This window comes from Kitasatospora sp. NPDC058406 (assembly GCF_042722765.1).
In the GTDB taxonomy this organism is placed as follows: Bacteria; Actinomycetota; Actinomycetes; order Streptomycetales; family Streptomycetaceae; genus Kitasatospora.
The window spans coordinates 1-14,201 of sequence record NZ_JBHXKE010000237.1 but is presented as its reverse complement, the minus strand read 5'-3'; the positions used below and the strand labels follow the sequence as shown (position 1 = coordinate 14,201).

The following is a 14,201-nucleotide window of genomic DNA, read 5'->3' as shown; positions in this document are numbered from 1 at the left end:
GATCGAGGCCGAGACCAACGTGCTCCTCGTCCTGGACAACGCCGAGCACATCCCGGCCGGCGTCATGGCGGCCACCCGGGAGCTCCAGGCCACCCGCCCCGGCGTGCACATCCTCATCACGACGCGCCGCCGGCTCACCGAACGGCTGGGCGCCAACCGGGACATCCAGCCGCTGCCGCTGGAGCAGGCGCCCGGCGAGCCGCTCTCCGCGGCGCCGGCCGTCGAGCTGTTCCTGCGGCACGTCGGCACGGGGTCCCGGGCCGCCGCCGAGCTGGAGAAGGACCTGCCGCTCATCGCCGAGCTCTGCCGGCGGCTCGGCGGCCTGCCGCGCTACATCGAGTTCGCCGCCGAGTGCCTGCGCGCCGTCCCGATCCGCCTGATGCTCTCGTACGGGCCCACGCCGGAGATGCTCTGGTCCAACGACCACGCGCTGCTGCGCCACCAGCGGTCGGTGACCGACTCCATCCGGTGGAGCATCGACCTGCTCAGCGACGACCACCGGGTCCTGCTGGAGCGGATCGCCGCCCTGCCCGCACGGCGGTTCGTCCTCGACGAGGTCACCGCCGAGTACGACCGGCTGGGCCGGGGCACGTCACCGAACCCGCTCACCCTGGTCTCGGACCTGCTGGACACCTCGCTGCTGCTGCCCGAGCCGGCCCACCACTACCACTACCGGCTGGCCCCGTTCGTCGCCGAGGTCCTGCAGCGCGGCGGCCGGGCCTGAGCTCCCCCCGGGCCCGCCGGTTCCTCCGGGGCCCGGTTCCACGAGGCCCGCGACCTGCACCGGGGCCCGGTGGTCCGGCGGTACGCCGCCCGACCACCGGGCCCCTTCCGGTGCCGGCTCAGCCGAAGTCGGGCCAGTCGTCGAGGTTGTCGCCGTGCGCGTGGATCAGCGCGGAGAGGGTCCGTTCGAGGCCGAAGGCCATGCAGGAGCTGTGCGCCGGCCCCTCCCCCGCGAAGTCGATCGCGAACCGCTCGCCCAGGTGCTCCTTGTGGCAGTTGGCGGAGGCGATCGCGGTGCCCGGGTCACCGTCGCGGACCGGCGCGTGGAACTCGTACTTGAGGTTCTGCTGGAGCTGGCTGGAGCGCATGAACCGGTCTCCGGGGCCGAAGAACGGGTCGCTGGCGACCTCGACGGCGACCTTCAGGCCGAGCCGGGCGAACAGCGCCTCGCAGCGGGCGATCCAGGCGTCCCGCCACTCCCACGCCTCGTCCTGGCCGGCGACCACGACGAACTCGCGCATCCGGAAGGCCCGGAAGCGGCCGTACTCGCTGGTCGCCTCGTGGCGGTAGCAGTGGCCGACCGCGTCGAAGAAGCGGGCCTCCTCGATGGTGCCGTCCGCGATCTGCGGATAGACGCTGTAGCAGACGGCCGGCGCCAGCACGACGTCCGTCTCCGCCCGCGATCCGGGCGCCCGGTCGGCGGCCCGGCCCTCCTCGGACGCCCCGCCGACCCGCAGGGCGTGCACGGTGCCGAGCAGTTGCGGGAAGGACTCGGCGTACTCGGCGCGGTCGATGTTCGCGCGGGGGACGACCGGCGGGTACCAGGCCGGGCCCGACGAGGCCGAGGGGTCGACCGCGGTCAGCTCCGTCTGGAGCCGGGTCAGTACCGACTCGAACTTCGCGGTGAAGCCCAGCAGTCCGGGTACCCCGGTGGGCAGCACCCAGCCGGCCGCGGTCAGCTGCTCCAGCCGGTCCGGCGCGCCGCCGTCGGGGCCCTCGGTGCCGGGTGCGCCGAGCCCGTGCCCGGCGGTCGTGGTTGCCATCGTGAGAGTCACGCTCCTTTGGGAATGCGCGGGGTGCGCGGAATGCGCGGGGTGCACCGGGTGCGCGCGGTGCGCGGGGTGCGCCGTGCGGCGGGGTCGTGCCCGGTGGTGCGGTGACGTGCAGGGTCGTGGGGCGCCGAAGTGCCTACCAGCCGGCCTTTCCGGCGATCACCTCGTAGGCGCGGTCCAGGCCGGCCATCAGCTCGGGGATCTCGTTCACGTGGAGGGCGACGTCGAAGGCCTTCTCCAGCTCGACGGTGTACTCGACGGCGAGCAGGGAGTCGACTCCCAGGTCGGCCTCGAAGGAGTCGGCCGCCTCGACCGCCTCGGGCGCCACGGAGAACACCGCGACCGCGACGTCACGGATCCGCGCGATGCGCTCGGCACGTGCGGTGCCGCTGCTCGTGCTCTTCATCGTTCCACTCTCGCTTCCGGGGATCGGTGGCCGCCGCCGGTCCTCCGGCAGCCCGCGCAGATCGCGCAGGGCGGCGGGAAGGGTGCCGGCGACGGCCGAGCGCAGCAGGGCCAGGTAGTCCGCGGCCAGCTGCCTGGCGGTGTGCTCGGTGAACAGGGAGGTGTTGTACTTGAGCTTCGCCTGCACGGTCGCGGCCCGCCGGGTCACCTGGAGGGTCAGCTCGAACTGGCCGTGCTGCTGCGGCAGGTAGTACTCCGCGACGCGGAGCCCGGCGTGCTCCACGTACCGGCCCGGTTCGAGCGCGGCCGCGATGGGGTCCGCCTCGGCGGGCTCGTTGAGGACGAACAGCACCGGGACCAGCCCGGGCCGGCCGGGGTCGCGCGGCAGGTCCACGATCCGGGGCAGCAGCGCGAACGGGTAGTCGCGGTGCATCAGGCCCCGCCACAGTCCGGCGGCGGTACCGCGCAGGACGGCGTCGAAGGAGTCGTCGGGGTCGAGCCGCGCCCGGAGCGGCAGGGTGTTGACGAAGTAGCCGATCGCCTCGCGCCCGTCCTCGCCCCTGCGCTGGGTCACCGGGTAGCCGAGGAGGAAGTCGGTCTGCCCGCCGAACCGGTAGAGCAGGACCTCGAAGACCGAGACCAGGAAGGCGAAGGGGGTCACGTTGCGCGCGGCCACCGCCTCGCCCAGGCCGGCCACCAGGTCGGGCGGCAGGGCGAGATCGGTCTCCGCGCCCTCGGACCGGTAGACGGCGGGCCTCGGCAGGTCGGCGGGCAGCGCGGTGTGCCGCGCCACGCCGTCGAGTTCGCGCTGCCAGTACTGCCGGGCCCGGTCCGCCCGCGGGGACTCCAGGTACGCGCGCTGCTGCCGCGCGAACTCCTCGAACACGGTTCCGTCGTCCGGGGCGGCGTGTTCGGCACCCGCCGCGAGCGCCGCGTACCGCGAGAGGACCTCGCGGCAGATCAGCAACTGGGAGACGTTGTCCGCGACGATGTGGTGGGCCACGGCGATCAGCACGTCCGGGCCGCCGCGGGGGCGCAGCAGGGCGACGCGGACCGGCGGCTCCCGGTCGAGGCGGAACGGGCGGCGCGTCAGCTCCAGGGCGTGCTGCCGCAGTTCCTCCGGGCCGAGGTCGAGTTCGTGCACCTCCAGGAGGGTGTCCGCCCGCGCGGCCGCTCCCCCGTGGCGGCGGATCCGGCCGACCGCGTCGGAGCGGAACACCGAGTCGAGCAGCCGGTGGCCGGAGACCGTCGCGCGGACGGCCGACTCCAGCACCGCGACGTCCACCGGGAAGTCCAGGCTCAGGGCCGCGGTGACGTTGTAGGCGGCGCAGTCCGGTTCGAGATTCTGTATCAGCCAGAGTGCCTCCTGGCCGAGGGTCAGCTCACCGCCGGACGCGAGCGTGGAATTCCTCCGAATCATGGCTCAAGTACGGCACGGGCCCGTGGCATGCGACAAGGAATCGGAACGGCAACTTTCCTGCCTGTCGGAAGCTGCCGGGCAGTTGCCTGTCCCCCCGTGGGGGCGACTCCTACGCTTTGGTCGTGCTGCCCGTGGTGATCGGGCTGCCCGCAGATTCGGGAAAACGGGCGACAGGCGAATTCACGGACCGGCCTTGAATTATCCGATTGGGGGTTGACGAGCATTGATCTATGAAAACGCGTACGAGATGATCCAGGACAATGTCTTCCTGCATCTCGGCGGCGCGGCCAAGAATATCGATCTCTATCTGAAGATAGAGGGTCTCAATCCCGCCGGGTCGATCAAGCTGAAGACCGCGCTGAGCATGGTCGAGGACGCCGAGCGGCGCGGGGTCGTCCGCGCCGGGTGCAGTCTCATCGAGTCCTCCTCCGGCAGCCTCGGCATCGCGCTCGCGATGGTGTCCGCCGCCAAGGGGTACCGCTTCCTCTGCGTCACCGACCCCAACACCCCGGCGCTGAGCACCGAGATCATCCGGGCCCTCGGATCCGAGGTGGTCGAGGTGAACCGGCCGGACGCCGGCGGCGGCTACCTGGGCGGCCGGATCGCCTACATCCACGAACGGCTGGCGGTGGACCCGGGGCTCGTCTGGCTCAACCAGTACGCGAACCCGGCGAACTGGGCCGTCCACGACCGGTGCACGGCCGCGGCGATCACCGCCGAGATCCCGGACATCGACTACCTGTTCGTCGGCACCGGCACCTCCGGCACGCTGATGGGCTGCATCCAGCACTTCCGCCGGCACTCGCCGGGCACCCGGATCATCGCGGTGGACGCGGTCGGCTCGGTCAACTTCGACAGCGTGCCGGCGCCGCGCCACATCCCCGGGATCGGGGCGAGCCGGCGGCCGGAGATCTTCCGCCCGGAGCTCGTCGACGACGTGGTCCTGGTCTCCGAGGCCGAGACCGTCCGGACCTGCCGCTGGCTGGCCCGGCGGTACGGGCTGTTCGGCGGCGGTTCGACCGGGTCGGTGGTGCGGGCCGTGCTGCGGCGGGCGCCCGGGCTTCCGGAGGGCTCCCGCGTGGTGGCCATCTCGCCGGACCTCGGCGAGCGCTACGCGCGCACCATCTACGACGACTCCTGGGTGGCCGACAAGTTCGGCCCGGACTGCCTCCATGATCCGGCGGACGACCTGTCCGAGCTGACGACGGTGAGGAACTGACCGATGTTCACCTTCCAGGTGATGGGCGGGAAGAGCATCCGCGCCATCATCGAGACGTCCCGACCCGAGATCTTCGCCCGGGTCCGGGAGACCTATCTGGCGCACCACCGCGGCGCGACGATCAACCCGAACAGCTACTTCCTGCGGTTCCCCGAGAAGCCCGACGCGCGGATCATCGCCCTGCCGGCGGCGCTGCGCGGGAGCGGCGGTCCGCAGGACGGACCGGGCGACGGCGCGGCAGGCCCGACCGACGGCGTGGCCGGCATCAAGTGGATCGGCAGCTTCCCCGGCAACGTCGCCCGCAACATCCCGCGGGCCTCGGCCGTCCTGCTGCTCAACGACCTGGAGACCGGCTACCCCTTCGCGTGCCTGGAGGCGGCGCAGATCAGCGCGGCGCGCACCGCGGCCTCGGCCGTGCTCGGCGCCGAGCAGCTGCACGGCTCGCGCACCGCGGGCCGGCTCGCGGTCGTCGGCGCGGGCGTCATCTCCCGCAACATCCTGGAGTTCTTCCACGCGCTCGGCTGGTCCTTCGACCGGGTCGCGGTCCACGACCGGGTCGAGGAGTACGCGCGGAAGTCCGCCGGCCACGCCGAGGCGCTCGGCTACCGGGCCTCCGCGCACACCACCCTGGCCGAGGCCGTGGACGGCGCCGACGTGGTGGTCCTGGCGACGACCGCCGCCGCCCCGTACATCGTGGAGCCGGGCGCCCTGGCCCCCGGCCAGACCGTGCTCAACATCTCGCTGCGCGACATCGGCCCCGAGCTGGTCGCCGCCTCGCACAACGTCCTCGACGACGTCGAGCACTGCCTGAACGCCGGGACCTCGCCGCACCTGGCGGTGGAGAAGTTCGGGCACCGCGACTTCATCGACGGCACGATCGCCCAGCTCGTCCTCGGCGAGCTGCCGCTCGGCCGGGACAGGCCGCGGATCTTCTCGCCGTTCGGACTCGGCGCGCTCGACCTCGCGGTCGGCCACGAGGTGCTGCGGATCGGCCGGGAGGACGGACGGGTCCAGGACGTGCCGGACTTCTTCGCCGAGGTCGAACGATGGTGAGCGACGGCCGCCCTGCGGCCCGGACGGAGGACGGCCCGACCATGACGAAGCGCACCGGCAGGCACCTGATCTCACTCGACGACCTGTCCGACGCGGACCTGCGGGCGGTCGTCGACCGCGGCGCGCAGTTGTCCCGCCGGGCGGCGGCCGGGGAGGGCGTGGGGAACACCGCGCTCGCCGGCGACGTCGTCGGCGTCTACTTCCGCAAGACCTCGACCCGCACCCGCACCGCGTTCTCGGCCGGCGCGCTGCGGCTCGGCGCGGGGCTGGTCACCTACGGCCCGGACGACCTCCAGCTCAACACCGGGGAGACCACCGAGGACACCGGCCGGGTGATGTCCCGGATGCTGGACGTCCTGGTGGCCCGCACCGCCGGCGACCCCGCCGAGATGCGCGCCTGGGCGTCCCAGCGCCGGATGTCGGTCGTCAACGCGATGAGCGCCGAGGAGCACCCGACCCAGGGGCTGACCGACCTGACCACGCTCGCCGTGCGGTTCGGCGCGGTGGACGGGCTGAGCGTGCTGTACGTCGGCGAGGGGAACAACTCGGCCGCGGCGCTCGCCCTGGGGCTGAGCCGCTACCGGGGCGTGCGGCTGGAGCTGCGCACCCCGCCCGGCTACGGCCTGTCCGGCGCCGTGCTCGAACGCGCCCGGGAGCTGGCCGCCGGGCACGGGTCCACGGTGACCGAGCGGCACGACCTCGACGACGGCCCCGCCGACTTCGACGCGGTGTACACCACGCGCTGGCAGACCACCGGGACCAGCAAGCCCGACCCGGACTGGCGGCAGGTGTTCGCGCCCTTCCGGGTGACGGCGGAGCTGATGGCCCGTTCGCCGAAGGCCGTGTTCCTGCACGACCTGCCCGCCCACCGCGGCGAGGAGGTCACCGCCGAGGTGCTGGACGGCCCGGTGAGCATCGCCTTCGACCAGGCCGAGAACAAGCTCCACAGCGCCATGGCCGTCCTGGAGTGGTGCCGTGACGCCGGCTGAGACCCGTCGGGCGGCGGCCGGCCGGGGCACCCGGACGCCGGGGACCGGAGCGTGGGGAGGGGGACGCCGTGCTGTACCTGCGTAAGGTCGTCCCCTTCATCCCCGAGCACAGCACCGCCGTCGCGGACCTGCGCGCGTCGCTGGAGGTCTCCGAGGCGGAGATCCGGCTGCTCACCAGGTTCCTGGGGCTGGAGCGGATCGTCACCGCCGAGGGCCTGTCGACCCTCGACATGCTGCTCACGATCGGCCAGGAGGTCCTTGCCGGCGAGGACCGCTCGCTGGTCCGGCACCTGGTCCACGCGCACACCGTCCAGCACGTCGCCCCGCCCGGCCTGCGCTGGATGGACGTGCTGCGGCAGAAGCTCGACCTCGGCGGGGCGGGCGCGTTCTCGATGTCCCACCAGGGCTGTGCGATCTCCCTCGCCGCGCTGCCGGTCGTCGAGGCCCTGCTCGCGGCCGAGCCGGCCGGGAGCACCGCGCTGGTCCTGCTCGGCGAGAAGGGCCTCTCCCCCGTGATGCAGCACATCCCGGGGACGTCCGTCCTCGGGGACGCCACCGCCGGGGTGCTGGCCTCGCTGGACGGGCCGGGGGACGCGGTCCTGAGCGTGGCGCACCGCACCCTCGGCGAGTTCCACCAGGCCGGGAACATGGACGAGGAACTCCAGCGCCGCTACCGCCTGGCGTACACGCCCACCCTGGCCGAGATCATGCAGGAGGCGGTGCACGCCGCCGGTCTCGGACTCGACGACATCGACCTCGTCCTGCCGCACAACGTCAACCGGTACTCGTGGAGCACGACGGCGCGGATCCTGGACCTCCCGCTGGAGCGGATCTACCTGGAGAACGTCCCGCGGACCGGCCACTGCTTCTGTGCGGACCCCTTCATGAACCTCTCGACGGCGCGCGCCGAGAACGCGGTGCGACCGGGCGAGACCGTGCTCATGGTCTCCGCCGGCCAGGGCGGGACCTTCGCCGCCGCGGTCGTCGGGACCGCAGCCAGAGAGGAGTGACATGACTGCCGCACACGACCCGGCACCCGCCGGCGGTTTCACCGCCCGGTTGAAGAGCGCCCTGGTCGGGGATCCGACCGCCCGTTTCGTGTACCTGAACAACTTCGAGGTCGAACGCGTCTGGGGCGTGGGCGAGCCGAGGCTGCCCGGCACCGGCCTGTCGTTCTCCTCGGCGACGGTCAACCGGATCGAGGAGGTCGGCGTCCTGCTGGCCGACGAGCACGACGTGGTGGTGCTGAAGGAGGCCGTCGACCCCGGCTACGCCGCCTACCTGCGCGCCCTGGGCGCGGCCGAGGGGGTCCATCTGACAATGGACCTCAACCGGCCGGAGCGGTCGGTCACCGAGGACGCCCTGGACTCGCCCCGGCTGCTGGAGTCCCTGCGCGCGCTCGCCGACGGCCGCACCTACCTGATGCCGCTGGGCATCTCGGAGGAGGAGGAGCGCCTCGCGCTGGCCGCGGGCCTGCCGCTGGCCGGTCCGACCGCCGCCGTCTGCAAGCACGTCAACGGCAAGATCTTCAGTCGCGAGCTGGTGGACGCCTCCGGGCTGACCGCCGTCCCGGGCTCGGTCTGCCGGACCCTGGGCGAACTGGAGGAGGCGCTCGACACCCACCTGGTCGAGGGCGGCTCCCGCGTGGTGGTCAAGGAGTCGCTCGGCGTCTCCGGGCGCGGCATGGTCGTGCTCGACGAACCGAAGCGGGCCGAACAGCTGCTGCGCATGATCGCCCGCCGGGCCGGGACCGACCGACGCGTCTCGGTGGTCGTGGAACGCTGGATCGAGAAGCAGGCCGACCTGAACTACCAGTTCGTCGTCGGCCGGGGCGGCGAGGTCCGGTTCGAGACCGTGAAGACCGCGCTGACCGAGAACGGCGTCCACCGCGGACACGTCTTCCCGCCGGCGCTGCGGACCGACCAGGTCGACGAGCTGCGGACGGCCGCCGAGGTGATCGGCAAGGAGCTCGCGGCGGCCGGGTACTTCGGGCTGGCCGGCGTGGACGCGCTGCTCGCCGCGGACGGCACGCTCTACCCCTGCCTGGAGATCAACGCCCGGTTCAACATGGCGACCTACCAGAACCGGATCGCCGAACGCCTCATCCGGGACGGGCAGTTCGCGCTCGCCACCACCTTCGACCTGCAGCCGGCCCGGGTGCACGGCTTCGACGAGGTGCGGGCCGCCCTCGGCGAGCTGCTCCTCGACGGCGCGGACCGCGCCGCCGACGGCGCGCGCGGCGTACTGATCAACAACTTCGCGACCCTGAACGCGACCCTCCTGGCCGGCGGCAAGCCCTACGGCCGCCTCTACGCGGTCTGCGTCGGCGACGACGAGCAGGACGTGCGGCGCACCCGGGAGCGGACGGAGACCCTGCTGAAGGAAATGGTGGCCAAGCCGTGAGCGACGAGATCGACTGGAGCGGCATCGCCGCGGAGTACGGAACCCCGACGTACGTGTACGACGGCGACTGGCTGGTCGCCAACCTCGCCGCCCTGCGGGCGGCCCTGCACCCCTCGCTGGAGGTCTTCTTCTCGCTCAAGTCCAACCCCAACCGGGGCGTCTACGACGTCCTGCACTCGGCGGGCGCCCGCGCCGAGGTCTCCTCCCTCGCCGAGCTGCGGCTGGTGCTGGAGGCCGGGACCGACCCGTTCGACGTGGTCTTCCTGGGGCCCGGCAAGAGCGAGCAGGAGGTCGACGCCTGCGTCGGGGCCGGGATCTACGCGATCGTCTGCGAGTCCCTCGCCGAGCTCGACCTGATCGACCGGACGGCGCAGGCGCACGGCGTGCGCCAGCGGGTGCTGCTCCGCGTCAACCCGGCCTTCGCCATCGCCGGTTCACGGCTGACCATGGGCGGCAAGCCCCGCCAGTTCGGCATCGACGAGGCCGCCGTCCTCGCCGCAGGACCGGCCCTGTCGGAGTACCGGCACGCCGACGTGGCCGGCGTCCAGGTCTACCTGGGCACGCGCATCCTCGACGCCGAGGTGGTCGTCAAGAACACCACCTACATCCTGGACCTCGCGGAGCGGATCGCGCAGGCCACCGGGATCCGGCTGGACGCGGTGGACATCGGCGGCGGGCTGGGCGCGGCCTACTTCGAGGGCGAGCACGAACTCGACGCGGCCGCACTGGCGAAGGACCTCAACCCGCTGCTGGACCGGTTCGCCTCGGCGCACCCGGACACCCGGCTGATCATGGAGTCCGGCCGGTACCTGACGGCGCTCGGCGGCACCTACCTGATGCGGGTGCGCTACACCAAGCAGTCCATGGGCGAGAACTTCGCGGTCGCGGACGGCGGCACCCACCACCACATGGCCGCCGTGGGCATCGGGTCGTTCGTCAAGCGCAACTTCCCGATCGGGCTGCTCTCCCGGACGGCCGACCCGGCCGAGGAGACCGGTCCGTGGAACATCGCGGGTCCGCTCTGCACGCCGAACGACACCATCGCCAAGGCCGTGACCCTGCCCGAGCTGCGGCCCGGCGACCTCGTCGGGGTGCTGAAGTCGGGCGCGTACGGGCCCTCGGCCTCGCCCGTGTACTTCCTCAGCCACGGCTACCCCGCCGAGGTCGTGGTGCTGCGCGGCCGTTCGTACCTGGTGCGTCACCGGGACTCGGTCGAGGACATCCTCGCCAAGCAGGCGACCGCTCCCGAGCTGGGCCGGGCCGGCCGGCTGGACTGACCCGGCGTCACGGCCACCGGCACCGGCGGGGCGCGGCACCGCACCGCGGACACCCCGGACGCCTCACGGCACCGCACAACGCCTCACGACACCGCACGACACCGCGCAACGCCTCACGACGCGACACCGAAGCACATCACGAAGGAGCTGAGACGATCTTGACCACCGACGACATCACCACGACCGACGCACTCCGGGACGCGCTCGCCGCCGTCCTGAAGAAGGACCTGCCCGAACTCACCCCGGACACCCGGCTCTTCAGCGACCTGGCCCTCGACTCCACCAGCGTGATCGAGCTGCTGATGGCCCTGGAGGACACGCTGGGCCTGCAGATCGACCCGGACGAGCTGACCCCGGAGGTCTTCGAGACGGTCGGCGCACTGACCGAGTACATCGACGCGAACCTGTCCGCCGGGCAAGAGCCGGCGCACTGACCGATGCCGGAGACGACGTGGGGCGGGCCGCGCACGGCCGCCCGCCCGGCCGGCCCCGCGGCCCTGCGGCTGAGCCGGCCGACCGCCCGGGCCTTCCCCGGGCGGCGGCCGGCCCGGCTGGCCGGGACCGAGCTGAGGTTCATGACGGACTTCCTCGCCTCCTTCGGCGAGGAACCCGACCACGAGCGCCACGCGCGGGGCGGTGGCAACAGCTTCACCGACATGGCGCGGGAGCTGCTCGACGGCCTGGAGCACCCGCTGCCCCCGTTGGACAGGCTCGTGCTCGCCTACCACCTGCCCGACCTGAGCGTCGTCGAGGTGGCGGGCTGCTACCTGGCCGAGCGGTGCCCGGGCGGCCCCGAGGTCTTCTCGGTGGCCGGCCAGGGTGTGGGGGCCCCCTTCACGGCGCTGCGGATCCTCGCCGGCCTGCGTCGGACCGGCGGCCTGGCCGAGGGCGCCGTACTCGTCCTGGACCAGTCCACGCTGCCCTACGCCGACCCCGACACCCGGCCCGGCGACGACTGCGCGGTGCTGGTGCACACGGCCGGCCCGGACGCGGAGGCCGGCGGACCGGCGGGGGACGGAACGGCGGGGGAAGGAACGGCGCCCGGCGACGCGGAGCTCGACTTCGTGACCGAGCGGTCCGTCGACCCGAACACGGCGCTGGGCGAACTGGCCCGGCAGGTGCCCGGGGTCAGGATCGTGGCCGGCCGGATGCTCGCCGACCGGCTCGACCCGGCCCTGCGGGCCTCGTGCGACCTGGTGGAGGGGGCGGCCGACCGCCTCTGCACCAGCGCCTGGGCGGCCCTCGCCGAGCACTGGACGCCGGACCGGTACACCGTGATCGCCGACTACGACCCGCACTCCGGCCGGCTGTTCCAGGCCGGGCTGCGCCCGGGAGCCGCCGCGTGAACCGGACCTCCACCGACCTGGCCCGCTACCGGGACCTCGGCCGCGAGGGCGGCCTGGCCGCCGGACTGGCCGCCGTACTCGAAGGCGTCGACGCGGCGGCGACGGCCCCCGGCGGCGTCGCCGTCCTGCCGGCCGTCCTGCCGGCCGGGACGGACGGCCCCGGCGGCACCGAGGTGCTGCCCCACCCGTTCGCGGCCCTCGACGGGCTCGCCCTGGTCCGCTTCGCGGCGGACACCCCGGGCACCGGGCCCGGCCCCGGGCTGACCGGCCGTACCGCCGCCGCCCTGACCGCCGTCCGGATCGGGGTGCTCTCCGGGCTGCTCGACGCGGCCGTGGAGCGGCTGTCGGCCCGGCGCTTCGGCGGCGTCCCGCTGATCGACCACCAGTTCGTCGGCGGATCGCTGGCCGACGTGGCCACCGAGGCCGAGCTGGCCTGGACCGGGGCCGTCCGGGAGGCCGCCGCCGACCAGGACGCCCCGGCCGGAGCGGTCTGGGCCCGCCACGAGCGGCTGACCGAGGCCGGCTGGGCGGCCACCCGCCTGTTCGGCGCCGAGGGCTACCTCACCGATCATCCGGCGCGCAGCCTCCACCTGTCCGCGCTCACCGCGGACCTCTGGCTGGCCCGGCCGAGCACCGCGGAAGGAGACCGGTGACCGTGGTCGAACTCGACGAACGGCTCAGGGCGCTGCGCGGCGCCGCCGCCGAGACGGCGGGCGAGCTGCGCGCGCACGCGATGGCCCTCGACGCGGACCCGCACGGAACGGGACCGCACCTCAAGACCGCCGCCTTCGACCTGATCCGCCGGTGCACCACCCCGGAACGGTTCGGCGGCGAACCCCTGCGCGTCGGACCCTTCGGCTACTCCACCGGGTCGTCCCTGGACACCCTCGTCTGGATGGTCGAACTCGCCCACGGCGACGCGGGGATGGTGCTGGCCGCCCCCGGGCCCAGCCTCACCGGGATCCTGGTCGACCAGCTCGGCGACGACGGGCAGCAGGAGTGGTTCCACCGCGCGGTGGCCGACGGCGCCACCTGGGCGTTCTTCGCGGTGACCGAGCCGGGCCGGGGCAGCGACGCCGCCGGGATGGAGACCGCGCTGAGGCGCGAGGACCCCGGCCTGTACCGGCTGCACGGCACGAAGAAGTACATCGGCAACGGCGCCCGCGGCGCGGTCGGCGTGGTCTTCGCCCGGACCGGGAGCGGGCCGCTGTCGATCCGGGCCGCGCTGGTCGAGGCCGCCGACCCCGGCTTCGACGGGCGGGCGCTGCCCATGGTGGGCCTGCGCGGCGCGGCCCTCGCCGAGATCCGGCTCGACGGCGTCGCCGTGCCGGAGGAACGCCTGCTGGCCCGGCACCTGCCGCCCACCCGGCGCGGTCTGTGGGGGGCCGTGCGGGTGTTCAACACGGTCCGCCCCCAGGTGGCCGCGCTCGCCGTCGGGACCGGGCTGGCCTGCGTGGACCTCGTCCGCGTCGAGCGTCCGGGCGCACCGGGCCTCGACGAGGTCGCGGCCCGGCTGGAGGCCTGCCGCGACCTCGTCTACCGGGCCGGGGCCGCCCTGGACCGGGACCGGGACGACGGCCGGCTCCCCAGTCAGGCCAAGATCGCCGCGGTGGCCGCCGCCCGGGAGGCCGCCCGCTGGGCGGTCCGCTCGCTCGGCCCGGCCGCCCAGGCCGACCACCCCCTGCTGGAGAAGTGGACCCGCGACGTGAACGCCTTCGAGTTCATGGAGGGCACCAGCGACATCCAGCGCCTGCACGTCGCGCGCGCCCTCGTCCGCGGGGGCGGCCGGACGGGCGGGCAGCCGTGAGGATCGGCATCGACCTGCTGGAGATCGCCCGGTTCGCCCGGATCGCCGCCCACCCCGGCGGACGGCGGATGGTCTTCTCCGCGACCGAGCTCGCCCGCGCGGACGGGCTCACCGGCCCGCGCCGCGAGGAGTACCTGGCCGGCCGGTTCTGCGCCAAGGAGGCCACCGCCAAGGCCCTCGGCCGCGGGCTCGGCCAGGGGCTGGGCTGGCGGGAGATCGAGGTCCTCGCCGACGCCCACGGGGCGCCGGAGGTCCGGCTCAGCGGCGGCGCCAGGACGGTCGCCGAACAGGCCGGGATCGACCGGATCGACCTGTCGCTCAGTCACCAGGGCGGCCTGGTGGTGTGCGTGGCGATCGCCCATGCTGCGGGCGGGACCGGCGCCGCAGCGCACTGACGCGCACGGCGGGCCGGCCGCCCCGGCGGCCGGCCCGCCGTCCGGACCCCGAGGGAATGACCCAAGGACCACAGCCGCTTCATATTAGCCGACACCCCCCCCGACGGGGACC

At 73.7% G+C, this 14,201-nt stretch carries 13 protein-coding genes and 1 pseudogene; 12 read left to right on the top strand and 2 right to left on the bottom strand.

Features of this window, described 5'->3' with window-relative positions; translation table 11 throughout:
* Positions 1-724, top strand: a pseudogene (locus ACFWOG_RS33135) (hypothetical protein); the annotation flags it as partial.
* A gap of 118 nt (positions 725-842) precedes the next feature.
* On the opposite strand, the gene ACFWOG_RS33130 reads toward ACFWOG_RS33135, so the two are convergent.
* Both ACFWOG_RS33130 and ACFWOG_RS33125 read right to left on the bottom strand, forming a co-directional pair.
* Positions 843-1,766 carry an aminoacyl--tRNA ligase-related protein gene (locus ACFWOG_RS33130; RefSeq protein WP_355405496.1) on the bottom strand — a complete coding sequence of 308 codons (924 nt, stop codon included), beginning with the start codon at positions 1,764-1,766 and terminating at the stop codon, positions 843-845.
* A 145-nt stretch (positions 1,767-1,911) separates the two neighbouring features.
* Positions 1,912-3,600, bottom strand: a complete 1,689-nt coding sequence (locus tag ACFWOG_RS33125) for a condensation domain-containing protein (RefSeq protein ID WP_380362852.1) — start codon at positions 3,598-3,600, stop codon at positions 1,912-1,914.
* A 247-nt stretch (positions 3,601-3,847) separates the two neighbouring features.
* Here ACFWOG_RS33125 and sbnA point away from each other — a divergent pair, with 247 nt between their 5' ends.
* The 11 genes from sbnA to acpS all read left to right on the top strand — a co-directional run bounded on the left by sbnA (position 3,848) and on the right by acpS (position 14,089).
* Positions 3,848-4,819, top strand: a complete 972-nt coding sequence (sbnA, locus tag ACFWOG_RS33120) for a 2,3-diaminopropionate biosynthesis protein SbnA (RefSeq protein ID WP_329884325.1) — start codon at positions 3,848-3,850, stop codon at positions 4,817-4,819.
* Positions 4,820-4,822: 3 nt separating this feature from the next.
* A complete protein-coding gene (gene sbnB / locus ACFWOG_RS33115; RefSeq protein WP_329952622.1) occupies positions 4,823-5,872 on the top strand; it encodes a 2,3-diaminopropionate biosynthesis protein SbnB in 1,050 nt (349 codons plus the stop codon).
* Positions 5,873-5,913: 41 nt separating this feature from the next.
* Positions 5,914-6,861, top strand: coding sequence for an ornithine carbamoyltransferase (locus tag ACFWOG_RS33110; RefSeq protein ID WP_329952621.1), 948 nt, complete (start codon positions 5,914-5,916; stop codon positions 6,859-6,861).
* Positions 6,862-6,929: 68 nt separating this feature from the next.
* Complete coding sequence (locus ACFWOG_RS33105) at positions 6,930-7,871, top strand: 3-oxoacyl-[acyl-carrier-protein] synthase III C-terminal domain-containing protein (protein WP_380362849.1); 942 nt, start codon at positions 6,930-6,932, stop codon at positions 7,869-7,871.
* A gap of 1 nt (position 7,872) precedes the next feature.
* On the top strand, positions 7,873-9,264 hold the full coding sequence (locus ACFWOG_RS33100) for an ATP-grasp domain-containing protein (protein WP_380362847.1): 1,392 nt from the start codon (positions 7,873-7,875) through the stop codon (positions 9,262-9,264).
* Positions 9,261-10,541 (top strand): type III PLP-dependent enzyme, encoded by a 1,281-nt coding sequence (locus ACFWOG_RS33095; RefSeq protein ID WP_380362845.1) that lies wholly within the window; start codon positions 9,261-9,263, stop codon positions 10,539-10,541. The genes ACFWOG_RS33100 and ACFWOG_RS33095 overlap by 4 nt, the downstream gene beginning before the upstream one ends.
* Before the next feature lie 158 nt (positions 10,542-10,699).
* Positions 10,700-10,975: an acyl carrier protein gene (locus ACFWOG_RS33090; protein WP_329884313.1), complete on the top strand. Its 276-nt coding sequence runs from the start codon at positions 10,700-10,702 to the stop codon at positions 10,973-10,975.
* 3 nt (positions 10,976-10,978) lie between these two features.
* A complete protein-coding gene (locus ACFWOG_RS33085; RefSeq protein WP_380362843.1) occupies positions 10,979-11,887 on the top strand; it encodes a hypothetical protein in 909 nt (302 codons plus the stop codon).
* Positions 11,884-12,540, top strand: a complete 657-nt coding sequence (locus tag ACFWOG_RS33080) for an acyl-CoA dehydrogenase family protein (protein WP_380362841.1) — start codon at positions 11,884-11,886, stop codon at positions 12,538-12,540. The genes ACFWOG_RS33085 and ACFWOG_RS33080 overlap by 4 nt, the downstream gene beginning before the upstream one ends.
* Positions 12,537-13,694 (top strand): acyl-CoA dehydrogenase family protein, encoded by a 1,158-nt coding sequence (locus ACFWOG_RS33075; RefSeq protein ID WP_380362839.1) that lies wholly within the window; start codon positions 12,537-12,539, stop codon positions 13,692-13,694. Before ACFWOG_RS33080 ends, ACFWOG_RS33075 begins: the two co-directional genes overlap by 4 nt.
* Positions 13,691-14,089: a holo-ACP synthase gene (gene acpS, locus ACFWOG_RS33070; RefSeq protein WP_329884305.1), complete on the top strand. Its 399-nt coding sequence runs from the start codon at positions 13,691-13,693 to the stop codon at positions 14,087-14,089. Before ACFWOG_RS33075 ends, acpS begins: the two co-directional genes overlap by 4 nt.
* Positions 14,090-14,201 lie beyond the last annotated feature (112 nt).